The sequence below is a fragment of the Rhizobium sp. CG5 genome, from assembly GCF_023701945.1.
Taxonomy (GTDB): domain Bacteria; phylum Pseudomonadota; class Alphaproteobacteria; order Rhizobiales; family Rhizobiaceae; genus Allorhizobium.
Genome location: NZ_JABAEF010000003.1, coordinates 274,132 through 299,457 on the forward strand (window position 1 = coordinate 274,132; position 25,326 = coordinate 299,457).

The 25,326-nt window shown below is 63.3% G+C and carries 23 protein-coding genes; 12 read left to right on the top strand and 11 right to left on the bottom strand.

Annotated elements, in window-relative coordinates:
* Positions 1-97: 97 nt before the first annotated feature.
* Both HGO38_RS07205 and HGO38_RS07210 read right to left on the bottom strand, forming a co-directional pair.
* Positions 98-928 carry a TrmH family RNA methyltransferase gene (locus tag HGO38_RS07205; protein WP_250955209.1) on the bottom strand — a complete coding sequence of 277 codons (831 nt, stop codon included), beginning with the start codon at positions 926-928 and terminating at the stop codon, positions 98-100.
* Between the two features lie 15 nt (positions 929-943).
* Entirely contained in the window at positions 944-1,330 is a 387-nt protein-coding gene (locus HGO38_RS07210; RefSeq protein WP_250955210.1) for a hypothetical protein, read from the bottom strand.
* A 183-nt stretch (positions 1,331-1,513) separates the two neighbouring features.
* On the opposite strand from HGO38_RS07210, the gene HGO38_RS07215 reads away from it, so the two are divergent.
* The gene (locus HGO38_RS07215) at positions 1,514-2,539 is read left to right on the top strand and encodes an RluA family pseudouridine synthase (RefSeq protein WP_250955211.1); all 1,026 of its coding nucleotides are present in this window, start codon (positions 1,514-1,516) and stop codon (positions 2,537-2,539) included.
* A gap of 8 nt (positions 2,540-2,547) precedes the next feature.
* Here the strand turns inward: HGO38_RS07215 and HGO38_RS07220 are convergent, their stop codons facing one another.
* Complete coding sequence (locus HGO38_RS07220) at positions 2,548-3,420, bottom strand: DMT family transporter (RefSeq protein WP_250955212.1); 873 nt, start codon at positions 3,418-3,420, stop codon at positions 2,548-2,550.
* Positions 3,421-3,538: 118 nt separating this feature from the next.
* Here HGO38_RS07220 and HGO38_RS07225 point away from each other — a divergent pair, with 118 nt between their 5' ends.
* Together HGO38_RS07225 and rpoH are read left to right on the top strand one after the other, a co-directional pair.
* Complete coding sequence (locus HGO38_RS07225; RefSeq protein ID WP_250955213.1) at positions 3,539-4,222, top strand: helix-turn-helix transcriptional regulator; 684 nt, start codon at positions 3,539-3,541, stop codon at positions 4,220-4,222.
* Between the two features lie 172 nt (positions 4,223-4,394).
* The gene (rpoH, locus tag HGO38_RS07230) at positions 4,395-5,297 is read left to right on the top strand and encodes an RNA polymerase sigma factor RpoH (RefSeq protein WP_250955214.1); all 903 of its coding nucleotides are present in this window, start codon (positions 4,395-4,397) and stop codon (positions 5,295-5,297) included.
* An 89-nt stretch (positions 5,298-5,386) separates the two neighbouring features.
* Here the strand turns inward: rpoH and HGO38_RS07235 are convergent, their stop codons facing one another.
* Positions 5,387-7,762, bottom strand: coding sequence for a hypothetical protein (locus tag HGO38_RS07235; protein ID WP_250955215.1), 2,376 nt, complete (start codon positions 7,760-7,762; stop codon positions 5,387-5,389).
* Between the two features lie 60 nt (positions 7,763-7,822).
* On the bottom strand, positions 7,823-9,121 hold the full coding sequence (locus HGO38_RS07240) for an adenylosuccinate synthase (protein ID WP_250955216.1): 1,299 nt from the start codon (positions 9,119-9,121) through the stop codon (positions 7,823-7,825).
* A 198-nt stretch (positions 9,122-9,319) separates the two neighbouring features.
* On the opposite strand from HGO38_RS07240, the gene HGO38_RS07245 reads away from it, so the two are divergent.
* Positions 9,320-10,210: a DMT family transporter gene (locus tag HGO38_RS07245; protein WP_250955217.1), complete on the top strand. Its 891-nt coding sequence runs from the start codon at positions 9,320-9,322 to the stop codon at positions 10,208-10,210.
* Between the two features lie 31 nt (positions 10,211-10,241).
* Here HGO38_RS07245 and HGO38_RS07250 read toward each other — a convergent pair whose 3' ends face one another.
* Positions 10,242-11,024 carry a metallophosphoesterase family protein gene (locus HGO38_RS07250; RefSeq protein ID WP_250955218.1) on the bottom strand — a complete coding sequence of 261 codons (783 nt, stop codon included), beginning with the start codon at positions 11,022-11,024 and terminating at the stop codon, positions 10,242-10,244.
* Between the two features lie 257 nt (positions 11,025-11,281).
* Here HGO38_RS07250 and HGO38_RS07255 point away from each other — a divergent pair, with 257 nt between their 5' ends.
* Positions 11,282-12,079 (top strand): creatininase family protein, encoded by a 798-nt coding sequence (locus HGO38_RS07255; RefSeq protein ID WP_250955219.1) that lies wholly within the window; start codon positions 11,282-11,284, stop codon positions 12,077-12,079.
* Between the two features lie 18 nt (positions 12,080-12,097).
* On the opposite strand, the gene HGO38_RS07260 is transcribed toward HGO38_RS07255, so the two are convergent.
* A complete protein-coding gene (locus tag HGO38_RS07260; protein ID WP_250955220.1) occupies positions 12,098-13,081 on the bottom strand; it encodes a LysR family transcriptional regulator in 984 nt (327 codons plus the stop codon).
* A gap of 181 nt (positions 13,082-13,262) precedes the next feature.
* Between HGO38_RS07260 and HGO38_RS07265 the strand changes: the two genes are divergently transcribed.
* The 7 genes from HGO38_RS07265 to HGO38_RS07295 all read left to right on the top strand — a co-directional run bounded on the left by HGO38_RS07265 (position 13,263) and on the right by HGO38_RS07295 (position 22,395).
* Positions 13,263-14,279, top strand: coding sequence for an ABC transporter substrate-binding protein (locus HGO38_RS07265; RefSeq protein ID WP_250955221.1), 1,017 nt, complete (start codon positions 13,263-13,265; stop codon positions 14,277-14,279).
* A gap of 246 nt (positions 14,280-14,525) precedes the next feature.
* Positions 14,526-15,368, top strand: coding sequence for an ABC transporter ATP-binding protein (locus HGO38_RS07270; RefSeq protein ID WP_250955222.1), 843 nt, complete (start codon positions 14,526-14,528; stop codon positions 15,366-15,368).
* Positions 15,368-16,213 carry an ABC transporter permease gene (locus tag HGO38_RS07275; RefSeq protein ID WP_250955223.1) on the top strand — a complete coding sequence of 282 codons (846 nt, stop codon included), beginning with the start codon at positions 15,368-15,370 and terminating at the stop codon, positions 16,211-16,213. Before HGO38_RS07270 ends, HGO38_RS07275 begins: the two co-directional genes overlap by 1 nt.
* Positions 16,213-17,526 (top strand): cytosine deaminase, encoded by a 1,314-nt coding sequence (locus tag HGO38_RS07280; RefSeq protein WP_250955224.1) that lies wholly within the window; start codon positions 16,213-16,215, stop codon positions 17,524-17,526. Before HGO38_RS07275 ends, HGO38_RS07280 begins: the two co-directional genes overlap by 1 nt.
* A gap of 2 nt (positions 17,527-17,528) precedes the next feature.
* Positions 17,529-18,941, top strand: a complete 1,413-nt coding sequence (locus HGO38_RS07285) for an FAD-binding oxidoreductase (protein ID WP_250955225.1) — start codon at positions 17,529-17,531, stop codon at positions 18,939-18,941.
* Positions 18,942-19,141: 200 nt separating this feature from the next.
* Complete coding sequence (locus HGO38_RS07290) at positions 19,142-19,723, top strand: NAD(P)H-dependent oxidoreductase (protein WP_250955226.1); 582 nt, start codon at positions 19,142-19,144, stop codon at positions 19,721-19,723.
* Positions 19,724-19,953: 230 nt separating this feature from the next.
* Positions 19,954-22,395: a glucose/quinate/shikimate family membrane-bound PQQ-dependent dehydrogenase gene (locus HGO38_RS07295; protein ID WP_250955227.1), complete on the top strand. Its 2,442-nt coding sequence runs from the start codon at positions 19,954-19,956 to the stop codon at positions 22,393-22,395.
* Between the two features lie 78 nt (positions 22,396-22,473).
* Here the strand turns inward: HGO38_RS07295 and HGO38_RS07300 are convergent, their stop codons facing one another.
* The 4 genes from HGO38_RS07300 to HGO38_RS07315 form a co-directional block, all read right to left on the bottom strand.
* Positions 22,474-22,737, bottom strand: coding sequence for a hypothetical protein (locus HGO38_RS07300; RefSeq protein ID WP_250955228.1), 264 nt, complete (start codon positions 22,735-22,737; stop codon positions 22,474-22,476).
* 393 nt (positions 22,738-23,130) lie between these two features.
* Entirely contained in the window at positions 23,131-23,529 is a 399-nt protein-coding gene (locus HGO38_RS07305; protein WP_250955229.1) for a DUF1236 domain-containing protein, read from the bottom strand.
* A gap of 89 nt (positions 23,530-23,618) precedes the next feature.
* Positions 23,619-24,008, bottom strand: coding sequence for a RidA family protein (locus tag HGO38_RS07310; RefSeq protein ID WP_250955230.1), 390 nt, complete (start codon positions 24,006-24,008; stop codon positions 23,619-23,621).
* A 361-nt stretch (positions 24,009-24,369) separates the two neighbouring features.
* Positions 24,370-25,272, bottom strand: coding sequence for a DMT family transporter (locus HGO38_RS07315; protein WP_250955231.1), 903 nt, complete (start codon positions 25,270-25,272; stop codon positions 24,370-24,372).
* Positions 25,273-25,326: the final 54 nt, after the last annotated feature.

A 25,326-nucleotide genomic window follows, 5' to 3' on the forward strand; every position in this document is an offset into this window, starting at 1 on the left:
CGTCTTTCAATTGAAAGACGTAGCCTTCTCGACAGTCGATTGTGTCGCCTGATTTCAGTTAGACAGGCTTCACACCTGGTGCAGGTCCTTCGCCTTTTTAGAGCCGCCCCATGGCCTGCGCCAGGCCATAAAGCGCGATGCCGCTGGCCGTGCCGACATTGAGACTGTCGAGACCGGGCGCCTGGGCGATGCGGGCCGTTTGAAAGCGCGCCAGCACCTCGGCCGGCAGCCCCTCACCCTCGGTGCCGACCACCAGCGCCATGCGCGTCGACGCCGGGATGTCGCGGAGCTCAACGGCGCCGGACGGCGACAGCGCCCAGATGGCGAAACCGGCATCGGCAAGACTGCCGAGCAACTCGACCGCACTGCCCTGTCGATCATACGGCACGCTCAACACCGAGCCGACCGACACCCGCAGCGCCTTGCGATAGAGCGGATCGCAACAGGTCTCGTCGAGCAGCACGACGTCGGCCGTAAAACCGGCCGCATTGCGGAACATGGATCCAATATTGTCATGGTTGGAAATGCCGCAGCCGACCAGCACCAGCGATTGCTCCGGCAGGCTTGCGATCAGCCCAGATGCCGGCAACGCCGCGTCGCGAAGGCCAAGCGCCAGCACGCCGCGATGCAGGTGAAAGCCGGCAATGGCATCGAGCAGGGCGCTCTCGGCCACATAGACCGGGATATCGGGCGGGAAGGCTGCCAGCAACTCGTCGAGACCGCCAACCCGGTTCTGCAGCAGCAGGATCTTTTCCGCCCTTATGCCGCGGCCAGCGCCATGCGCCTGCGCCAGCATGCGCAGCACCACCGTGCCCTCGGCGATGAACCGGCCCTGCCGGCCCGTCAGGTCGCGCTCGCGGATCTGACGGAACTCGGCAATGCGCGGGTCGTCGGGGTCTGTGATGGCAATCAGCGCCCGTTCCCTCATCGGAGCATCCGCCAATCAGTTGCCGGCAATGGTGACGTCGGCAACGATCCGGCCGACCGAGAGATCGAACACCAACGCCTTGCGGGTGCCGTCGCTCGTCGTGCCATAGAACAGGATCTGGTTGTTCGACAGATCCGTGGACAGCACGGTGAAGCCCGGCGGCAGGAGTGCTGCCACGACGATCGGCTGGTCGGCGGGAATGGCAAGACCCGGCTGGGCGACAAGGCGCTCCGAACCGTCCGGACGGGTCACCTTGTAGACAATCGCCGCCAGCACCGCCATAAACATCAACAGCATGATGCCGCCCGACACCAGCTGCAGCTTCACCATCTTGCGGCGGACATTTTCCATGGCCGGATCGAGCGGCTTTTCGTCCAGGTCGTCGGGTTCGATATCGGCCATCGGCTTTTTGTCTCTGCTTCTCTTGCGTCCGCGGGATCTGGGCGTTTTCCCTGGCTGCGAACCTCGGTTCAGGGAAAAAGAGCCACGTTATATGGCTGTTCGATTGTAGAATGCGGCAGTCTGTGCCAAGTGGCACCGAAACCAATGCGCCGCAAGCCGGTGGTGCACACGCGGGATGACAGAATGAACGACCCCTTTAAACAAGCCGATCCGTTAAGAAAAGCCCTGATTGCCGGAGAAGACGCCGAAGGGCGGCTCGACGCATGGCTTGCCGGCGCGCTTGGCGGCGATCTGTCGCGCAACCGCGTCAAGGCGCTGATCGAGCAAGGGGCGGTCTTCATCAACGGCACGGCCGTCACCGAACCCAAGCGCAAGATCAAGCCGGGCGACAGCCTGGCGATCGTCATGCCCGAGGCGGAAGACGCCGAACCGCAGGGCGAGGACATTCCGCTCGAGGTGCTTTACGAGGACCGCGACCTGATCGTGCTGGCGAAACCCGCTGGCCTCGTCGTGCATCCCGGCGCCGGCAACTGGACGGGCACGCTGGTCAATGCGCTGATCCACCATTGCGGCGACAGCCTGTCGGGCATCGGCGGCGTCAAGCGGCCGGGCATCGTGCACCGACTCGACAAGGAAACCACCGGCGTCATGGTGGTCGCCAAGAACGATCTGGCCCATCGGCATCTGGCCGACCAGTTTGCCGACCATGGCCGCACCGGACCGCTGGAGCGTGCCTACCGGGCGATCGTCTGGGGCCGTCCCCGCACCCTCAAGGGCACCATCGACGCGCCCCTCGGCCGCGCCGGCGACCGCACCAAGCGCACCGTCAAGAAGGAAGACACCGACGACGCCCGCGAGGCGATCACCCATTACACGGTGGTCGAGCGCTATGGCGAGAAGCCGGACGCCACCTGCGTCGCCTCACTGGTCGAATGCCGCCTGGAAACCGGCCGCACCCACCAGATCCGCGTGCACATGGCCCATATCGGCCATCCCCTGATCGGCGACCCGGAATATGGCGCCGCCTTCAAGACCAAGGCCAATCTCCTGCCGGACGTCGCCAGAACCGTGGTCAACGGCTTCCACCGTCAGGCCCTGCATGCCTATCTGCTGGCCTTCGAACACCCCTCGACGGGCAAGACCATGCGTTTCGAAGCCCCGGTGCCGGCCGACATGCAGGCCGTGATCGACGCCTTGCAGGCGGTGTAGGACCTCACTTAGGTCTGGCAGGCACTGCGGTTGAACATCGTGGTGGAAACGACGTGCAGGGTGACGGCGGACAGCACGACGGTTCCGCCGACAAGGGTCGTGACCGACGGCACCTCGCCGACGAACAGCCAGACCAGGAATGGCGCCAGCGGCGCATCCAGCGCACCGATCAGGGCGGATTCGACCGGCGGCAGTGCCCGCGAGCCGATGATCAGCAGCACCACGCCGAGCGAAAAGCCGAACACGGCAAACAGCACGACGACAGCCAAGTCGTGGCCGGACACGGCCAGCGGTGCGGCAAACGGCACCGCGAAGGCAGCAGTCAGAAGCGTCGACAGCACCGAGCAGGCCAGCACCGGCTTATTCGGATAGCGCCGCACCAGAACCGTCCACAGCGCGACAGTTGCAGTCATGGCAAAGGCCAGGATGTCGCCGAACAGCGAGCCCTCGTCTCCCGTGCCGATCATCAGCAGCACGCCCGCCATCGCCACGCTGCTGGCCACCAAGGCACCGCGGCCCGGCCGTTCACCGAGAACCGCAAAACCAAGTCCGGCGGCCAGGAACGGGCATGTGGCGAAGATGATGGCGACATGCGCCACCGTCGTTTCATGCAGGGCCGAGATGAACAGGGTCGCACTGGTGGCAGAGGCGATGCAGATCGCCAACCCGGAAAACCCGAGCCGGGCGAAATCGCCCCGCACGCCCCGCCCCTTCCAGACGAGCAGGCAAAGCAACAGAAAGGCGCCGCTGATGATCCCTCTCCAGAACAGCAGGGTCGGGGCATCCATGGTGATGAGCCGCGTCATCAACCCGGCGGTGCTGAGCGCCACGGTAGCCGTCAAGACAGCGGTGAGGCCGAAGACATAGGGAGAGATTTTCACGGAGCGTGTGTCCTTGGCGGTTGGAAAGCGTCGCCAGCTGTAGCAAGGTGCTGCTGACAACAGCCTGTCAGCAGCATGGGCCACACAATCGAAGGCCACTCAATCGAAGGACAAGACCGTGGCGCAGTCCAGCCGCATGTTCGACATCATCCAGATGCTGCGAGCCTCGCGCGTGCCGCTCACCGCCGATGCGATCGCGGCACGGCTGGAGGTGACCAAGCGCACCATCTACCGCGACATCGCCGCCCTGCAGGCCTCGCGCGTGCCGATCGAGGGCGCGGCCGGCCTTGGCTACATGATGCGACGCGGTTACGACCTGCCGCCGCTGATGTTCTCGCACGAGGAGATCGAGGCGATCGCCGTCGGTCTGTCGCTGGTCGCCCGCACCGGCGACAACAGCCTTGAGGCCGCCGGCCGCAGCGCCGCCGCCAAGATCGGCGACGTGCTGCCCTGCGACCGCACCAGCATCGACGCCATGCCGCTCTACGTCTCGACCTGGCATTCCATTCCTGAAGCCAGCGTCGATCTCAACATCATCCGCCGCGCCATCCGCGACGAGCGCAAGCTGTTGATCGTCTATCGGGATGCCGTCGGACGCCAGACGGAACGCACCATCCGGCCGCTGGCCCTCGTTTATTATGTGGACGGCATTCATCTGGCGGCCTATTGTGAACTGCGCAACGGATTTCGCCATTTCCGTCATAACCGGTTCGAAGGTTGCTGCCTCCTGGATGATGGATTTTGCGACGGTGCGGCATTGCGGAAACAATGGCGCGACAGCCATACGCTGTTCGACTATTGAGCCGCCGGAACATTACCGAAACGTAATGTCATTACATTTTCGTGATCCCTTGAATCCCTAGTTTGCCACACTTATTTGTTACATGGATTTTTGTGGGATTTGGAAAATCCACAACAGTCTTGGCTTGCCCGACCAGTCCGCAAGGGAAGCCAATAGCGAAAGGGGGTGCTTTATGGCCCGCAACTATCTGCCAACCATTACTGCCGGCGAAGCGGGATTGAACCGCTATCTCGACGAGATCCGCAAGTTTCCGATGCTGGAGCCGCAGGAAGAATACATGCTTGCCAAGCGTTATGCCGAGCATGCCGACCGCGATGCCGCCCATCGGCTGGTGACGAGCCATCTGCGTCTGGTCGCCAAGATCGCCATGGGCTATCGCGGCTACGGCCTGCCGATCGGCGAAGTGGTGTCCGAAGGCAATGTCGGCCTGATGCAGGCCGTCAAGAAATTCGATCCGGAACGCGGTTTCCGCCTGGCGACCTATGCCATGTGGTGGATCAAGGCGTCGATCCAGGAATATATCCTGCGCTCGTGGTCGCTCGTCAAAATGGGCACCACCGCCAACCAGAAGCGGCTGTTCTTCAACCTGCGCCGCCTCAAAGGCAAGATCCAGGCGATCGAGGAAGGCGACCTGCGTCCCGACCAGGTCGCGGAAATCGCCACCAAGCTGAACGTCTCGGCCGAGGAGGTCATCTCGATGAACCGCCGCCTGTCCGGCGACGCATCGCTGAATGCCCCGATCCGCGCCTCCGAGGGTGAATCCGGCCAGTGGCAGGATTGGCTGGTCGACGACCATGAGAGCCAGGAAGCCGTGCTGATCGAGCAGGACGAGTTGGAAACCCGCCGTCGCATGCTGAGCCGTGCCATGAGCGTGCTGAACGACCGCGAACGCCGCATCTTCGAAGCACGTCGCCTGGCAGAAGATCCGGTGACGCTGGAAGAACTGTCGAGCGAATTCGACATCAGCCGCGAACGCGTCCGCCAGATTGAGGTGCGAGCCTTTGAAAAGGTCCAGGAGGCCGTCCAGAAGGAAGCCCTGGAACGCGCCAAGGCTGTTCGGCTCGTCAACGCCTGATCGGCAGCATCACGCTGACGTTACCCCCGAATACAGAACGGCCGGCAAATTGCCGGCCGTTTGTTTTTGTCTATGCACCCTGAGAAAACTCAGCCGCCGCGGGCGCTGCTCATCGTCGACCATTCCTTGATGACGCTGTCGAACACGGCCTTGCCCTGCGCGCCCTTGTCGAGGGTCAGCAGTGCGCGGCGGCCATTGCGGTAGGTCACCGGAATGTCGATCCAGCCGCGGCTCTGCAGCAGTTCCAGATTGCGCGCCACCACTTCGGCGAAATCGTTGAAGGCGATCATGTAGGTGTCGTCGGTGATCTTCGCGGTCACCGCGATCAGCGGATCGCCGCGGTCCTGCTCGGTCGCCTTCATGGCGATCCGCTGGATGCTGTCGATCGCCCCGCCCTCGAAATCGGCCGGCACGGAGAACACCACTTCCGCCAGATGGCTGGCCGGCAAGGAATTATCGGCATTGCGCTTGAAGGTGATGAGCGCGGTCAGGCCGCGGCCCGGAATGGACAGGCTGCCCTGGATGACCGGCTCGGCCTTGCCGTTATCGGCGGTTTCCCGAAGCGCTGTCCAGACGATATGGCCCGGAACCGTGGTGGGCACGGTCTGGCCGAGCCGTTCCTCATAGAGAAAGGCCTTCTGCCCGTCGACCGGCATGGCAACATCGCTGGCCGCAGTCGCAGCTGGAGCAGTGGGCGCACCCGGGGTGGCAGGTGCCGGGGTCGTCGTGGCAGCCCCCTCGGCAGCGGCAGGCGCCTGGATGGCTGGCGTTGTCGGCGATGTCGCGGAGGGAACGTTCTTTTCCGCGACCGATGTGCCTTCGCCGGCCGGCACGGCACTGCCGGGTGCTGCGCCGACACCCTCGTCGACTTCGCCACCGTCCGGCAGCAGCCGTTGCGTGAATTTGTGGCCGGTGACCGAACCATCGGCAGGGGGAGTGCCATTGGCCGCGGGATCAGCCGGTATCGTGCCATTGCCGGACGGCACGATCGTACCCGGCGTCTCCGTGTCGGCGGTGGTCTCTTCGCTCGCTGTCTCCGTCTGCGGAGCCGAACTCATCAATCCTTCGACGAGGCTGCCGACAGCGTCGCGGTTGATCCACAATCCATAGCCGGCACCGGCCAGCAGCAGGACGCCAGCCACGCCCAGCACGACGGGCGCATAATTGCGGCGCGGCTTGTCATCGCGGCGGTAGGCCTTCTGCTCGGCGTTCGCCAGAAGCGCATCGATATCCTCGGTCGAAGCCGTCTGAGCCTTGGCGCCATTGCCGCGGGCCGCGGCCGGGACGGCGCTGGCGTTGGCCGCTCCTTGATCGAAATCCTTGAACCAGCCGGCATCCGCTCCATCCGAAAGATCCGCGTCGGGAGCTGCGGCCTTGCCGGCAAAGCTGGTCTGATGATCGGCTTCGTCCCATTCGAGAAGATCGAGCGCCGGCGGCATTTCCGGCGCGGGCCGCTTGCTCTGACCACTGCGAACGAAATCGTCGAATTCGCCGAGCGCGCCGGCTTCGTCGAAGGTCTTGGCCTTCGGCGCGTCGGGGGCAATCGGAGCGACCGGTGCAGTCGCATCCTCGGGCAAGACGAAGGGATCCGGCGCGTCCTCCTCATAAGGCGGCCAGTCGCCGAAGGCCGGCGGCGCCGTAACGGGCGTAACCGGACGGTCCTGAACGTCGCCGTGAACCACGGTCTCGGCATCGTCCGGCCATTGCGCAAGGCGGTCGGGCTGAGGGGTCTCGTCCCAGGCTTCGACGTCGGCAGCGGGTGGTGTCCGGACGGGTTCAGGCTCGGGCTCAGGCCAGGGCGCATAGGCGCCGGGCGCAGCGGAACCGGCATCCGCGGCAAAGTGATCGTCGGCGTCAACAGCCGGCGACGCACGATCGGCCGCGGGCTCGTCGGCTGTCACCTCGGGATAGTCGTAGCGCGGTCGTTCCGCAGCCACGGCACCGCTTCTGTCGTCGACCATAGGGGCAAACACATCGGGGTTCTGCGCCGCATGCTCGACGGGATGCGCAGCATTCTCACCGACAGAGGCGGGCTCGTCGGTGTCCACGCTCGGGCTTGCAGACGTCTCGGGCTCGGGGCTCCACGGTTCCGGCGCGGCGGCCACGACCGGCGCTTCGACAGGGGCCGGCTCCGGTTCGGCGGGCGCTTCGGGTTCGACGGGTTCAGGCGGGACTGGCTCCGGCTCGACAAAGGCCGGCGCGACATAGGCTGCCGCAGTGGCCGTCGCCGCCTCCTCCTCGATCGCCATCAAGGCCTCGGCATGCTCCGCCTCGACCTCGACGATCGCGGCTTCAAGCTTGTCGAGCTGACGGCGCAGCATTTCCTCCGGCGGGCGGGGCGACATGTTCTGAAGCTGGCGCATCACCGCGCCACGAGCCTTCTCGTACACCTTCGCGCGCATTTCCGGGGTATTGTTCGACAGGCCGTCAACGGCCCGTCGAATAACTGCTACAAAGTCAGCCATCAGCACTTTCTCATGGTCGACGGCCCGTGCCGTATGACAATTGGTTAATTATTTCTGACATTAATCCTCAAACGGATCGGTCACAAGTATGGTGTCGTCGCGCTCCGGGCTGGTCGAAAGCAGGGCGACCGGCGCTCCGATCAGCTCTTCCACCTGGCGAACATACTTGATCGCCTGGGCCGGAAGTTCTGCCCATTTGCGGGCGCCGACGGTCGATTCCTTCCAGCCTTCCAGGGTGATATAGACCGGCTCGACGCGGGCCTGAGCGCCCTGACTGGCCGGCAAATGGTCGATTTCCACGCCATCCAGCGTATAGCCGACGCAGATCTTCAACTCGTCAAGACCGTCGAGAACATCGAGTTTGGTGAGCGCGATGCCGGTGATGCCGTTGGTGGCAACCGACTGGCGCACCAGCGCCGCATCGAACCAGCCGCAGCGCCGTTTACGACCGGTCACCGTGCCAAATTCATGACCTTTTTCCCCAAGAAACTGTCCGATCTCGTCGGTAAGTTCGGTCGGAAACGGCCCTTCGCCGACGCGCGTGGTGTAAGCCTTGGTGATTCCAAGGATATATCCGAGCGATCCGGGACCCATGCCGGAGCCGGCAGCGGCCTGGCCGGCCACCGTGTTGGACGAGGTCACGAAGGGATAGGTGCCGTGGTCGATGTCGAGCAGCGACCCTTGCGCGCCTTCAAACAGGATGCGCGACCCCTTGCGGCGTTCCTTGTCGAGCAACAGCCACACGGTCTCGCGGAACGGCAGCACCTGATCGGCGATCGAGGTCAATTCCTCCATGATCGTCTTGTGTTCGACTTCGGCAACGCCAAAGCCGCGGCGCAGCGCATTGTGATGGGTCAGGATACGCTCGACCTTGCCTTCCAGCGCTTCCAGATCGGCCAGGTCCATGACGCGGATGGCGCGACGGCCGACCTTGTCTTCATAGGCCGGGCCGATGCCGCGGCGTGTCGTGCCGATCTTGGTGCCGCTATTGGTGGCGGCATCTTCGCGCATGCCGTCGAGTTCGCGGTGCAGCGACAGGATCAGCGTCGCATTGTCGGCAACGCGCAGATTTGCCGGGGTGACTTCGACGCCCTGGACCTTCAACCGGCCGATTTCAGCAATCAGCGCATGGGGATCGACGACCACGCCATTGCCGATCACGCCCATCTTGCCGGGGCGCACGACGCCGGAGGGCAGCAGCGACAGCTTGTAGGACACGCCGTCGATCACCAGCGTATGGCCGGCATTGTGGCCGCCCTGGAATCGAACCACGATATCCGCACGCTCCGAAAGCCAATCGACAATCTTGCCTTTGCCTTCGTCGCCCCACTGCGAACCCACCACCACGACATTGGTCATTTCAAAATCCTGTTCCATGCGCGAAAACGCGCCTACCGCAAACCCGCGCATCTATACTGCGTTGTTTTGCGGAAATCGACCTGTTTATGTTCGCCGATTTGGCTTTTTGCGTGACAAAGTCAAGGCTCTGCCCTATTCCGGCTGGGCAAACGGCGCGGTGGGCCCACTTCGCGCCTTCCAAACAGCGGTATCTCTCCATTGCCTTTTAGAGCTTATACCTATCTGGTCGTCACCACGATACTCTGGGGCGGCAATACAATGGTCGGCAAGCTTGCTGTCGGTCATGTCAGCCCGATGGTGCTCAATTTCAGCCGCTGGATGATCGCCACCCTGATCATCCTGTTGATTTCCGGTCCGCAACTGAAGAAGGACTGGCCGCTGCTGCGCCGCCATTGGAAGCTGCTGCTGGCCTATGGCGCGATCGGCTATACGGCCTTCAACGGTTTTCTCTATTCGGCCCTGCAATATACCAGCGCGGTCAATGGCGCGATCGAACAGGGCGGCATTCCGGTGCTGATCTTCATCATCAACTTCGCCATCTTCCGCATTCCGGTCTCCCCCGTGCAGATCCTCGGCTTCCTGATCAGCTTCACCGGCGTGGCGCTGACGGCGGCCCATGGCGACCTGGCAAGCCTGCTCGGCCTGACACTGAACTACGGCGACGCGCTGCTGCTGCTCGCCGTCATCAGCTATGCCATCTATACCGTGGCGCTGCGCTTCAAGCCGCCGGTGCACTGGAAGAGTCTGATGGCCGGCCCGGCGCTGGCCGCCACCCTCACCTCCCTGCCCCTCGTCTTCTGGGAACTCTCCAACGACCGCTTGATCGCGCCCGACATGCTCGGCTGGGCGATCATGCTCTATGCCGGCATTTTCCCCTCGTTGATTTCGCAGATCCTCTACATCAAGGGAGTCGAGGGCATCGGCGCCAACCGCGCCGGCCTGTTCATCAATCTGGTGCCGGTGTTCGGCACGCTGCTGTCGCTCCTCATTCTCGGCGAGAGCCTGGAAACCTTCCACGTCATTGCCCTGGCGCTGGTGCTGGGCGGCATCGCCATTGCCGAATGGGGCAAGCCGAAAACAGCAGGCTAGCAGGCTCAAAGGCTAAAGCCCGCAGCGATCGTCAGAGTTCCTCGGCCGCCCCGTCCGCGAGCTTCAGGACGGTCAGCCGCCCGGTGGCATAGGCCCCCGTATCGATGCCGACCCGGCGCGTTCCGTACATCACCTCTGTCGCTGGCGTATGACCGTGGATCACCAGCACCGGCAGATCCGGACCGCGACTGAGGAACGGCTCGCGGATCCACATCAGATCCTCGTCGATCTGCTCCTCCAGCGGCACGCCCGGCCGAAGCCCGGCATGCACGAAGACCAGCCGGCCGACGCAGAGCAGGGACGGCAGGCCTTCCAGAAATTCGACATGCTGGACCGGGATCGTCTGGCGCACGGTGTCCGCGAGCATTTTTTCGCCACCGGAGCGCTCCAGCATATGGGCCGCATCGATGCCGTAGGAATAAAGCGTCTCGCGACCGCCCAGCTCGAGCCATTCCATATGGTCGCGCGGCGTCTTGATAAACTGCAGGAAGACATCGTCGTGATTGCCGCACAGCGCCACCCGCTCGAAACCCTGCGGCGGCGCCTGGCAGAGATGATCGAGCACCTGGCTGGAATTGGGTCCCCGGTCGATATAATCGCCGAGCATGACGATCAGCTTGCGACCATCCCGCTGGCTGGCATCGCGCAGGATCCGCTGCTCGGCGCCCAGAAGCTCCGTATAGCAGCCATGCACGTCGCCGATCGCATAGATCGCAGAAAACGCGGCTCCCTGCAGCGACAGGCGCGACCGGGCGTCAGCGCCCCGCCCGCGTCCCGAGCCATTGGAGAAAATTCTGCGCAGCAAACGTCTCATCGGGGCTCCGGCCATTCCATGCTTAAGCCCTCTCTACCCCGGCTGATCGACCTTCACAACTGCCGGCCCCGCCACAGGCCGCCGCCGCCAACCGTCTTGGCGTCGGGTGTGTAGCACGCAATTCGGGAAACGGCCGGCCCCGGCGTGCGCCCGGCGCGCCATTGCGCGCTTAAAAGCATCATAGCGGTGACAAATTGGTGCTTTTCCAGCGCCGCGCAATTGCCGTATCGGTAGTGCCTGCAAACAGAGGAGCGGCCATGGGCACGCCATTTTACTGGAACGAACTGAACACCGCCGACTTCGCGCTCCTGTCCCCCGACACCACCATCGCCATCCTGCCGATCGCCTCGACGGAGCAGCACGGACCGCACCTGCCTGTCGCCACCGACGTGGCGATCGCCAACGGCATGCTCGCCGAACTGCGTGTCCAGCGGCCGGACGATCTCGATTTCCTCGTCCTGCCCACCCAGGAAATCGGCAAGGCCAACGAGCATATCTATGGCCCCGGCACGCTGTCCTTCGGCCCGGAGATCCTCATTCCGGCCTGGACAGCCATCGGTGCGAAAGTCGCCGAGGCCGGCATCCGCAAGCTGGTCATCGTCAATTCCCATGGCGGCAATGTCGATGTGATGAGCATCGTCGCCCGCGAACTGCGGGTTCGCCACCAGATGGCCGTGGTCAGCACGCAATGGGGCCGTTTCGGCAATCCGGACGGTTTGATTTCCGAGCATGAAACGAAATTCGGCATTCATGGCGGCGAGGTCGAGACATCGCTGATGCTGCATTTCCGGCCCGATCTGGTGCGCATGGACAAGGCGGAGAATTTTGTCTCGAAGGCCGAGGAGATGAAGGCCCATTCCCGCTTCCTGCAGCCGCTGCCGCCCCATTCGCTGGCCTGGATCGCCCATGACCTCAACCCGCATGGCGTGGTCGGCGATGCCTCCAAGGGCACGGCCGACAAGGGGGCTGCCATCTGCCGGCATCAGGTCGCAGGCTTCATCGACCTGCTGCGCGATCTCAGCACTTATCCGCTCTCCAATCTCTACAGCCGCTAAGCGAGATCCCGACCGCGTTCATCCCGGATCGCGGTCGAGCCCGCCGCGCTCCAGCGGTGATTTTTCGACGGGCGGAATATAGCCCCGCTCCTGCAGTTCCTGCACGAGACCAAGCAATTCCTGCATCAGATATTCGACGAACAGGCTGGTGGCGGCGTCAAGCGGCGCGCGGGCGCGGGCAAACAGCTTCATCGGCTGGTGACGGGCATGCTGGTCGGCAAAGGGGCGGAACACCAGTTCGCCGCGCCGACATTCCATGATCACGTCGAGCGGATTGAGAATGGTCAGCGCCGTGCCATATCTCACCAGCTGCTTCAGCAGTTCCGAGGCATTGGTCTCGACGACCGGCTCGACCGGCAGCGGCAAAGGGGCGAGCGCCAGATTGATGACATTGCGCAGGCTGGTGCCGGGCTGCGCCAGCACCAGCCGTTCCTGCACCACGTCGATCAGGTCGATCGGTCCAGTCTCCTTGGCCAGCCGATGCCCAGGCGGCAGCACGGCACCGATCGGAATGTCGAAATTGGCGAGCGTCCGGATGCCGGGGGTCGCTGGAATATTGAAGCCGAGGCCGATATCCACCTCGCCGGTCAGCACCGCATTGATGGTCGTCGAGCCGCCATCGTTGCGCAGCTGGATGCGCACCCGCGGATGCGCCTCGATGAAGCGGCTGATGATCTCCGGCAGCGGGCCGGCCGCAAGGCCCACCGTGGTGACGATCGATACCTTGCCGGCCTGCGGCATCTTCAGGCTGCGGATCCGGCTCTCCAGCCGCTCGTAGTTCTTCAGCACATCGCGGATATGCTCGACGCAGAGTTCGCCGGCCGCCGTCAGCCGCAACCCGCGCGGCAGGCGTTCGAAGATCGGCGCGCCGAATTCCTCCTCCAGCGCCAGGATCTGCCGGTTGACGGCCGACGAGGCGACATTGAGCCTGGCCGCCGCCTTGCGGATCGAGCCGCAGCGGGCAATCTCGTCAATATATTGCAGCTTTCTTGAGTGTAGCATACGCTGTGCCTGCCTGTTTTTTGATCAATGCGCCCAATCCGATAACAAAGCGGCGAGCGATGCCTCAAAGGCATCAATGCGGACGAATTTTGATGCTTTTCAAAGCGCAACGCAACGGCTCAAATGAAGAAAATGGGCGTCCATGAGGACGCTGCATGGCTCAAAAGGGGAACAGATCGACATGCTCCAGACACTGAAATCCACATCCCTTCTCGCCTGTATCGGCCTCGGGGTGGCGTTTTCGACGACCAGCCAGGCCCTTGCGCTGGACGAAGTGAGCTATGGCACCAACTGGCTGGCCCAGGCCGAGCATGGCGGCTTCTACCAGGCCGTCGCTGATGGCACCTACGAGAAATACGGCCTCAAGGTCACCATCGTGCAGGGTGGTCCGAATGCCGCCAATCGTGCACTTTTGATCGCCGGCAAGGTCGATTTCTACATGGGCAGCCCGCTCGGCGAAATGGATGCCATCAAGCAGGGCGTGCCGCTCATCGACATCGCGTCGATCTTCCAGAAGGATCCGCAGGTTCTGCTGGCCCATCCCGACCAGGGCATCGAGAAATTTGCCGATCTGGCCAAGCTCGACAGCATCTTCATGGGCAAGGATGGCTACGTCACCTATTTCGAATGGATGAAGAAGAATTACGAGGGCTTCAAGGACGAGCAGTACAAGCCCTATACCTTCAACCCGGCGCCCTTCATCGCCGATCCGAAATCCGCCCAGCAGGGCTACCTGACCTCCGAGCCCTACGAGATCGGCAAGCAGGCCGGCTGGGACCCAAAAGTGTTCCTGCTCGCCGACAATGGCTACAACCCCTATTCGACGATGATCACCACGACCACCACCATGGTCGAGACCAAGTCGGATCTGGTGCAGCGCTTCGTCGATGCCTCGATCGAGGGCTGGTACAACTATCTCTACGGCGACAACAAGCCGGCCAACGATTTGATCAAGAAAGACAATCCTGAGATGACCGACGGCCAGATCGAATATTCGATCAAGAAGATGAAGGAATATGGCATCGTCGAGTCCGGTGAAGCGCTCGACAAGGGCATCGGCTGCATGACCGATGCGCGCTACAAGGATTTCTTCGACGACATGGTCGAAATCGGCGTCGTCGACGCCAGCCTCGACTACACCAAGGCCTATACGACCAAATACGTCTGCAAGGGCGTCGGCATGGCGCTGAAGAAGTAATCGACGATTGCCCTTACAAAGGCCCTCTCTGGCCTGCCGGCCATCTCCCCCACAAGGGGGGAGAAGACTTAGCGGAAACCCCTCGGCTCCATCCACCAAGAGTGCCGCGGGTTAAGCCCTCCCCCTTGTGGGGAGGGTTTGGGAGGGGATCTTTTCATATGCTGTACCCTTCCCTCATGGGCAGGGTACAGCCAAGACCCGACGCCGAACCAAGCGACCGTCGAGACCCAGTATCCAAGGCCTGTAATGATCATTTCAGACGCACCGACCACAAGCCTGCCGCCCGAAACCCTCAAGCGTCCGCTGGTGGTGATGGATCGTGTGTCGAAAATGTTCTCGAACGGCACCCTGGCCCTGTCCGACATGTCGCTGTCGGTCAATTCGGGCGAGTTCGTCAGCCTGCTCGGGCCGTCGGGCTGCGGCAAGTCCACGGCGCTGCGCATCATTGCCGGCCTTGGCGATGTCTCGGCCGGCTCGATCGACTGGCCAAGCTCCCGCATCAATTCCCGCGGCCTGCCGGAGGGCGATATCAGCTTCGTCTTCCAGGAGCCGACCCTGATGCCCTGGCAGACCGTGTTCGGCAATGTCTATCTGCCGCTGAAGCTGCGCGGCCAGTCGAAATCCTCCGTCAAGACAGAGATCATGGCAGCGCTTGCCGCCGTCGGTCTTGCCGATTTTGCCGATGCCTATCCGCGCGAACTGTCCGGCGGCATGAAGATGCGCGTCTCGATCGCCCGCGCCATGGTGACCAAGCCCAAGCTGCTGTTGATGGACGAGCCCTTTGCGGCGCTTGACGAGATCACCCGGCAGCGACTGAACGACGACGTGCTGCGGCTGTGGAAGGAGACCGGCATCACGGTGATCTTCGTCACCCATTCGGTGTTCGAGAGCGCCTATCTCTCGAACCGCATCGTGGTGATGAAGGCGCGGCCCGGCCGGGTGCATGCCGATTTTCCGATCCATACCAGCCTCGACCGCGACGCCCATTACCGCACCTCGGAAGAGTATCGCGTCACCTGCGAAAAAGCCTCCAACGTGCTTCTGGAGGCCATCGGCTTCCCGCTCGAACCCGGCAAGGACGGTCACTGATGGCACCGCTCGACACCCAGACCCTTCTGCAGCCGAAGCCTCAGACCTTTTTCACCCGCTATGGCGAGACGCTGCTCAGCATCGCCGTTCCGGTCGGTGTCGTCGCGGTGCTGATCCTGATCTGGCATATCGGCGTGCTGGTCTCCGGCGTGCCGCAATATATCCTGCCGGGGCCGGTGGCGGTGGCCGGCGCGCTCATCAAGGACTGGGGCACATTGGCGCCCGCCCTCTGGGTCACCACCAAGATCACGCTGGCGTCGCTCGCTCTGGCGCTGATCGGCGGCGGCGGCATGGCCATCTGCCTTGTCCAATCGAAATGGATCGAGACCGCCTTCTATCCGATCACCGTCATCCTGCAGGTCACCCCGATCGTTGCCATCGCGCCGCTGATCCTGATCTATGCACCGTCGACCCAGGTGGCGCTGTTGATCTGCGCCTTCCTGGTCGCCTTCTTCCCGATCCTCTCCAACATGGTGCAGGGCCTGAAAAGCGTCGATCACAACCTGCTGAACCTGTTCGATCTCTACGGCGCCAGCCGCTGGCAGACCCTGCTCTATCTGAAGCTGCCCGCAGCACTCCCCTATTTCATGACGGGCCTGAAGATCGGCGGCGGCCTGGCGCTGATCGCCGCCGTGGTCGCCGAATTTGCCGCGGGCTCGGCCGGGGCCGGATCGGGCCTCGCCTTCCGCCTGCTCGAAGCCCAGTACCGCCTCAACATCCCCCGCCTGTTTGCCGCCCTCTTCCTGCTCTCCGCCCTCGGCGTGACGATCTTCGCCATCACCTCCACCATTGCCTGGGCAAGCCTGCATCGCTGGCATGAAAGCAGCCTGAAAAGAGAAAACTGATGAGTTCGTCCTTCCTGTCGCTGCCCAATTCTGATCGTTTCGTGCTTGCCAACGCCACCCTGCCGGCCATCGCCGTCGATGGTTTTGTGACACCGGCCAAAGAAGGGCTGATCGCCGCCGATATCGTGGTCTCGGCTGGCCGTATCGAGGCCCTGCTGCCGGCCGGCACCGCGCCTGCCGACCTGCCCTCCGCCGATCTGGGCCACGGCATGGCCTGGCCCTGCTTCGTCGACATGCACACCCATCTCGACAAGGGCCATATCTGGGACCGCCGTCCCAACCCGACCGGCGATTTTCCAGGCGCCCTGGATGCCGTCAGGAGCGACCGCGAGGCCAACTGGTCGGCTGCCGACGTGCGCGCCCGCATGGAATTCTCGTTGAAGTCAGCCTATGCCCACGGCACCCATCTGATCCGTACCCATCTCGACAGCCTGGCGCCGCAGCACCGCATCTCGTTCGAGGTGTTTTCGCAGGTTCGTGAGGCCTGGAAGGACCGCATCGCACTGCAGGCCGTCGCCCTCTTCCCGCTCGATGCCATCACCGACGCGGCCTTTTTCAAGGATCTGGTCGAGGTCATCGTCACCCACAAGGGACTGCTCGGCGGCGTCACGCAGATGTGGCCCGATCTCGACGCCCGCCTCGACCTGCTGTTTCGCACCGCCGCCGACAACGGGCTCGATGTGGACCTGCATGTCGACGAGACGCAGGACAAGCAGGTGCTGACGCTCAAATCCATCGCCGAGGCCAAGCTGCGCAACCGCTTCGAGGGCGCCGTCACCGTCGGCCATTGCTGCTCGCTGGCCCGCCAGGACGAGGACGTTGCCAAGGCGACCATCGATCTTGTGGCTGAGGCGAAGATCGCCGTGGTGTCGCTGCCGATGTGCAACATGTATCTGCAGGACCGCACGCCCGGCCGCACGCCGCGCTATCGCGGCGTCACGCTGTTCAAGGAATTGGCCGCGGCCGGCGTCGCCACCGCCGTCTCCTCCGACAATACCCGCGACCCGTTCTACGCCTATGGCGACCTCGATGCCGTCGAGGTGTTCCGCGAGGCGGTGCGCATCCTCCATCTCGACCACCCGCTCGACGAGGCATCCCGCATCGTTACCCGCTCGCCCGCCGATATCCTCGGCCGCCCGGATCTCGGGCGCATCGCCGTTGGCCAGGCCGCCGATCTCGTGCTGTTCAGCGCAAGGCGCTGGAGCGAATTCCTTTCCCGTCCGCAGGCCGACCGCATCGTGATGCGGAATGGCAAGGGCATCGACCGTCGCCTGCCGGATTACCGTGACCTTGACCCGATCGTGAAAGACTGACCATGCCCGATTATAGAGAGATCAAGGCCCTTCTCGAGGCCGAAGGCATCGCCGTCGAGGACAATCCGGCCCTCGTCAAGCAGAAGAGCCGCGACTTCTACTGGTATTCGCCGATCCTCAAAAGTCAGCTCGACAATGTCACCGGCGACCTGATCGTCTCGCCGAAGTCCGAGCAGGAGGTGATCACCACCCTGAAACTCGCCTTTGCCCATGGCGCGCCGATCACGCCGCGCGGCGGCGGCACCGGCAATTACGGCCAGGCCATGCCCCTGTCGGGCGGCATCGTGCTCAACCTGCTCGGCATGGACAAGGTTAGGGATATCCAGCCCGGCCGCGTCATCTGCGAGCCCGGCGTGATCATTTCGCAGCTCGACAAGCAGACCAAAGCCCATTCCGGCCAGGAACTGCGCTTCCATCCCTCGACCGCCCAGACGGCCACCCTCGGCGGCTTCATCGCCGGCGGCTCGGGCGGCGTCGGCTCGATCACCTGGGGCGGGCTGCGCGATCTCGGCAATATATTGCGGCTGCGGGTCGTCACCATGGAGGCAGAACCGCGCGTTCTCGACCTGTCCGCCTGGGACCTGCAGAAGGTCAGCCATGCCTATGGCACCAACGGTATCATCACCGAAGTGGAAATGCCGCTTGCGCCTGCCTATGACTGGGTCGATGTCATCGTCGGCTATGACACATTCATGGAGGCCGTGCGCTTCGCCGATGCCCTGACCCATCGCAACGGCATCCTGCTGAAGGAAGTGGCACCGATCGCCGCCCCCGTGCCGTTCGACTATTTCACCCGCCACAAGCCCTACCTGAAGGACGGCCAGTCGGTGGTCGTGCTGATGGTGGCGCCCCATTCCATGGGACCGTTCCTGGCCTATGCCGAGAAGATGAACGGCGACGTGCGCTTCCGTTCCGACACCGTCGAGAGCATGAAGGGCATGCCGCATGCCTATGAACTGGCCTGGAACCACACGACGCTGCGCGCCCTGAAGGTCGATCCGACTTTCACCTATCTGCAGGTCCAGTATCCGGGTCCGGATCACGTCGCCAAGGTCGAAGCGATGGTCGAGCTGTTCGGCGACGAGGTGATCGGCCATCTCGAATTCATCAAGTTCAACGGCGCCATCCAGTGCTCCGGCCTGCCGCTGGTGCGCTATACGACGCCGGAGCGGCTGGAGGAAATCATCCGCTTGCATGAGGAAAACGGCTGCCCGATCTTCAATCCGCACCGCTACACGCTGGAAGAAGGCGGCATGAAGCAGACCGACACCGTGCAGCTGGATTTCAAGAAGGAGACCGATCCCAAGGGTCTCCTGAACCCCGGCAAGATGATTGCCTGGGACAATCCCGATTTCGATTTCAAGGCCGGCAAGAACTATCTCTTCCCCGGCCTGCAATCCTTCATGGAGGCCTGACGCCTCTTGTGAACTGTCACATTCCGAAGGTACTCCCGATCCCGGCCATCGCCTGACGTGCCGGGATCGATGATCGGTAACGGTCATGAATGCCGCTCCCCGTCGGACACGGGGAAACGGCAGTCGGACAAACGGCGCGGAAGTTTTGAATTTGCACCCGAAGGCTTGCAGCCGACGGGCAATGACTTGGAGCTTTGACAATGCGCGTTCTCGTTCTGCACTCCCACCCGCTGGATGAAAGCTATGGCCGGGCGCTCTATCGCCAGACCTGCGAAAGCCTCACAAAGGTCGGCCATCAGGTCGATGGCTGCAATCTCTATGAGGAAGGTTTCGACCCGGTCCTCTCGGCCCATGACCGGGCGATCTACCACACCTATCCCGACAATACGGCGCTGGTGAAACCCTATGTCGAGCGGTTGAAACAGGCCGAAGCGCTGGTCATCGTCACCCCGGTGTGGAATTTCGGTTTCCCGGCCATGCTGAAAGGCTATTTCGACCGCGTCTGGCTGCCGGGCGTGTCCTTTGTGCTCGAAGACGGCAAGCTGACGCCGTCGCTGCGCCATATCCGAAAACTCGCCGCCGTGATGACCTACGGCGCCACGCCGATGCGCGCCTTTCTGGCCGGCAATCCGCCGAAGAAGATCGTCACCCGCGTGCTGCGCGCCCAGATCAAGCTCGGTGCGCCGGTCAAGTATCTCGCCCATTACGACATGAACAACTGCACGGACGAGACGCGCGCGGCATTTCTGCAGCGGGTGAAGCGCGAGATGGAAAAATTCTAGACCGGCTGGATCTGCGCCTAAGAGGCTACACAACACCGTTACGAGGAACGATTGTTGTATTTCACACCTTGCGTCGAGCCGATGCAGGTGGGACAGAGCGGTGTATTCCGGATCATCCTTGCACGATCGCAGGTTCGTCCATCGTGTCCCGCTGATCAAGACGGGCCTTGAATGGGATCTCCTCGTGGCGCAGGCTCCGGAATGAGACATCAGCCGGAGTCCCTCTCAGTATGCCCCATTCTTCCTTCCCTCCCACCATTCTTGGACGCCTGTATCTGGTCCTGCTCGGCCTCGTGGTCGTTCTGGCCGGCCTGGCGCTGCTGGGTGGCGGTGCCTATCTTCTGTCGCTCGGCGGCAGTGCCTATTTTGCCCTGATGGGCCTGGCGCTGGTCGTCTCCGGCCTCCTGATCATCAAGGGGCGCCCGCTCGGCGCCTGGATCTTCGCCATTGCCACCCTGGCCACCATCGGCTGGGCGATCTGGGAAGTCGGCCTGGACTATTGGCCGCTGATCTCGCGCCTGCTGGCGCTCGGCGTCGGCGCCACGGTCATCGCCCTATCCTTCCCGCTGCTGCGCCGCAGCGTTGGCAAGGCGCCGGCCTACAAGGGATCGTTTGCCATCGCCTTGATGCTCGCCATCGCCTCGGGCGCCGGCTTTGCCACCATGTTCATTCCCCATCCGACGGTGACGGCCAGCGGCGCTCTTCCCGAGCGCGTCGCGGTGACGCCTGAAACGGAACAGAAGAACTGGGAACACTACGGCAATACGCCGGGCGGCAGCCGTTTTGCCGCCCTCGACCAGATCAATCTGGACACGGTCAAGGGCCTGCAGGTCGCCTGGACCTATCACACCGGCGATACGCCGATCAGCCCCGGCGCCAATGGCGCAGAGGATCAGCAGACCCCACTGCAGGTCGGCGAGCGCGTCTTCCTGTGCACGCCGCACAATAACGTCATTGCCATCGATGCCGATACCGGCAAGGAAATCTGGAAGGCCGAGATCAACGCCAAGTCATCCGTCTGGATGCGCTGCCGCGGCCTGGCCTATTTCGACGCGACGCGGCCCCTCGAACAGCCGACCGCACCGAACTCCACACCGGTGACCGCCGTCGCCGTGGCACCCGGCGCGCTCTGCGAACGCCGCATCCTGATGAACACCATCCAGGCCGAACTGATCGCGCTCGATGCCGAGACCGGTGCCTTCTGCCCGGATTTCGGCACCAATGGCCGCGTCGACCTGAAGATCGGCATGGGCGATGCGCCGGATCCCAGCTATGTGCTGACCTCAGCACCGACCCTTGCCGGCACCACGGTGGTGGTCGGCGGCCGTATCGCCGACAATGTCAGCACCGACATGCCGGGCGGCGTCATGCGCGGCTTCGATGCGGTCACCGGCGCCCTGCGCTGGGCCTTCGATCCGGGCAATCCGGCGATCACCCTGCTGCCGCCTGAAGGCCAGACCTATACCCGCTCGACCCCGAATGTCTGGGCGTCGATGTCCTACGACCCGGCCTCCAACACCGTCTTCATGCCGGTCGGCAGTCCGTCGGTCGACCTCTGGGGTGCCGACCGCACCGCGCTTGACCACAAATACGGCGCCTCAATGCTGGCGCTCGACGCTACCACCGGTCGCGAAAAATGGGTCTACCAGACCGTCCACAACGACCTCTGGGACTTCGACGTGCCGATGCAGCCGACCTTCGTGGATTTCCCGCAGAAGGACGGCACCACCGTGCCGGCGCTGGTCTTCGGCACCAAGGCCGGCCAGCTCTACGTGCTCGACCGCGCCACCGGCAAGCCGTTGACCGACGTGGTCGAACAGCCGGTCAAGCCGGGCACGATCCCGGACGAGCCCTATGCCCCGACCCAGCCGCGCTCGGTCGGCATGCCGCAGATCGGCACCGAAACCCTGACCGAAGCCGATATGTGGGGCGCAACGCCGATCGATCAGCTTCTGTGCCGCATCGCCTTCAAGTCGATGCGCTATGACGGCCTCTACACGGTGCCGGACACCGATGTCTCGCTGAGCTTCCCCGGCTCGCTCGGCGGCATGAACTGGGGCGGATTGTCGTCGGATCCGAACTCCAACTACATCTTCGTCAACGACATGCGCCTCGGCCTGTGGATCCAGATGATCAAGGTCGAGACCAAGACGGCAACCGGCATCAATACCGGCGGCGAAAGCGTCAATACCGGCATGGGCCTCGTGCCGATGAAGGGCACGCCCTATGCGGTCAACAAGAACCGCTTCCTGTCGCAGCTCGGCATCCCCTGCCAGAAGCCACCCTATGGCACGCTGACCGCCATCGACATGAAGACCCAGCAGGTCGCCTGGCAGGTTCCGGTCGGCACCGTCGAGGACACCGGCCCGCTCGGCATCAAGATGGGCCTGCAGATCCCGATCGGCATGCCGACGCTCGGCGGCACGCTGGCCACCCAGGGTGGCCTCGTCTTCATCGCCGGCACGCAGGACTACTATCTGCGCGCCTTCAGCACCCAGACCGGTGCAGAAGTCTGGAAAGCCCGCCTGCCGGTTGGCAGCCAGGGTGGCCCGATGACCTACAAGTCGCCGAAGACGGGCAAGCAATATGTGCTGATCTCGGCCGGCGGTGCCCGCCAGTCACCGGACCGCGGCGATTACGTCATCGCCTACGCCCTGCCGGATGGCCAGTAATTCCATCCCCTGACATGAAAAAAGGCCACGCCGTCGCCGGCGTGGCCTTCTTCGTTGAGAGATGGCGGCAAACCAGCCTCAGTTGCTGGCAGGTGCGGCAGCCGGTGCGGGTGCCGCGGGGGCCGGTGTCGCCGGAGCGGGCGATGACGGGGCCGATGCGGCCGGCGCCTCTGTTGCCGCTGGTGCAACATTGACGTTGACGTTGCCGCCGCCGGTCATCTGACCGTCCGAAAAGACGAAGAAGGCGCCGAGCGCCAGCAGCACGGCCAAGATCAGGGCAACAGCCCATCCGGCGCCACCTTCTCCGGTATTAATGACAGTTGGGGCTCTATCGTCAGTCATGGCGTCACTCCTTTGAGGACAAGTCTCAATCCCGGCCGACGAAATCGCGGGCTTTCTCAGGATCAGTATAGAAGCGCGGACCGACCATACGAATGGACGAAGCGTCGCGAAGGGAAAGTCCGCCATTGGTGTCGACAGCAATCGAAGCCGGTTCCGAAAATTCAGGCTGTGTCTCAAGCGAAGTCAGGCTGTGTCTCGAGCGTTGGAGCCGAGGACGATGCCGTGGTCGAACCGGCGACCACAAAAAACGCTCCAACAGCGGCCGCCGCAAAACGCGAATCCGCCGGAGTCATCATCATCAAATGTTTCATGGTTTCTGCCCGCAAGCCGGGTTTGGAACGAGCCATTGCAGGGCCGCGAAAGGCGGCTTGCCGCAATGGCTCATCGCAGTTTTTACTCGACGATGCCGACGACCACATGGGTCTGCGGATCGACGATGACGCGCTGATTGTTGATCACCGTATAGGAATAGGTCGGATTTTCCGGGATCGGCATGAGCACGACCTGCTGCGGGATCGGTTCGCCGACCGCCACACGCTGGTCGATTACAACGGTTTCAGGCGGCAGGGGCTGCTGGCGCACATAGGTGACGACAGGGGCCGGCGGCGGATCAATGGCCGTGCCGGCAATCGCACCGACCACACCGCCGACGGCAGCGCCGACCGGACCGCCAACGATGGCACCAGTCACGGCACCCCCGGCAGCGCCGGTCACGGTGCCTTCCTGGGCAACGGCTGTGCCGGCAATGGCACCGATCATAACGGCAGAGAGAATCATCAGTTTGGTCTTCATGACTTGGTCCTTTGTTCCTGCATAATCAGGTGCACGAACAACGGATGATCGCCATTTTTGTTCCACCGCGATCGATCCACGCGCTGCGGCTAGAGCAACTTCGCTGCCGTCACCTCCACCTCGACCAGGAATTCCGCACAGGTGAAACCGGAAACGATGATCAATGTCGAAACCGGTTTCGGATCGAGCGTATAGCGATCCCGCACCGCCATGTAGGGCGCAAAATCCTCCCGCTTCGTCACGAATCCCGAGATGCGGATGACATCGGCAAAGGTCATCTCGGCCTCTTCCAGAATGGCCTTGATCGCCTCGAAGCAAAGCTCGGCCTGCGATGTCACGTCGTCTGGAACCGTATCGTCCGGACGGATGCCCAGTTGACCCGATGTGACCAGCAGGCTGGCCGCGGCCGGCACCAGCAGGCCGTGATTGTAGTGACCGAACGGACGCCGCACCGACGGCGGATTGAAGACCTGTTTCATGGGCAGACTCGATTCTCGAAGAGGATAGCGCGGCAAAGGACAAAGGTCAGTGAACCGCCTTTCGTCCGCCGGTTCAAGCCTTGGCGGCAGGTGAGAGCGTTTCCTGGTTAGATTGAAGCATTCTGCCGGAGCAGGTTTTCGTCAGGGCAAAGGCGATTGGCGAAGGGCATACCCGAAGGTACGTCCGAGCCGATCGCCTTTGCCCTGACGGAAAGATGCCCGGCCCTTCGGGTTGGCTGAAACGGGCTGCCTGATCGCCCGACCGGCTTGGCCGTAGGGCGTGGCTACGACACGCGCCGGTCGGGCGATCATCCAACTCCGTTTGAGCCAACAGAATGTTTCAATCTAACCAGGAAACACTCTACGCCAGGCTCTCAGGTGCTGCCACGCCACCACGATCACGACGGACTTCGTAGAGGATATGCCCGAACAGCGCTGCCAGCACGATCGGCCCGCCGATCATCGTCGAGGCCGATGGCAGTTCGCCGAGGAACAGCGCCACCCAGAGCGGCGTGAGCGGCACTTCCAGCGCCGTCAGCAGGCTGGCATCGGCCGCCGGAATGCGGCGCGAGGCGGCGGTGTAGAGAATGAGCCCGACGGCATTCTGGACGATGCCGAAGGTGACGATCAGTCCGAGATCGGCGGCGGAAACGGACAAAGGCGCGGCAAACCAGAAGGTCGCAGCCGAGCACAACCAAGCCGAGCCCGCCATGGCCGGCAGCATCGGCACGCTGCGATGCCGGCGCATCACGGTCGCCAGACCCGCTACGCTGACCGTCATCACCACGGCCAGCAACCTGCCCACCCAGCTTCCAGGTTCGCCATCGCTGTCGGCCAGCATGACGAACACGCCGATGACCGCGACGGCGCTGGCAATCAGCGTCGAACGGCTTGGCCGCTCGCCGATCGTAAGAAAGGCGACGCCCGCCGTCACGAAAGGCACGGTGGCGTAGATCACCATGGCATCGGCAATCGAGGTGTAATACATCGAGCCGATGCCGCTGATCATGCTGACGGCCGACAGCACCATGGCCGCGATCGACGGCCCGCGCATGCGCTTCAGGATCGCCAGCGCCTGGCCCCGCTCCATGAAGAGAAAGACCAGGAAGACGCAAGTGCCCGACACCAGGCCGCGCAAGAACAGCATGGTCATCAGGTCCGTGGTGATCGAGCGGATGAACAGGCCCGACGTCGACCAGGCGAGAGCCGAGGTCGCGGCATAGACCACACCGGCCCGATACTGGCGCTGATTGTCAGGAGGCATGGAGGAACCGGGACTCGTGAAGAATGACCGACCCTATCGCGACGATCGGGCCCG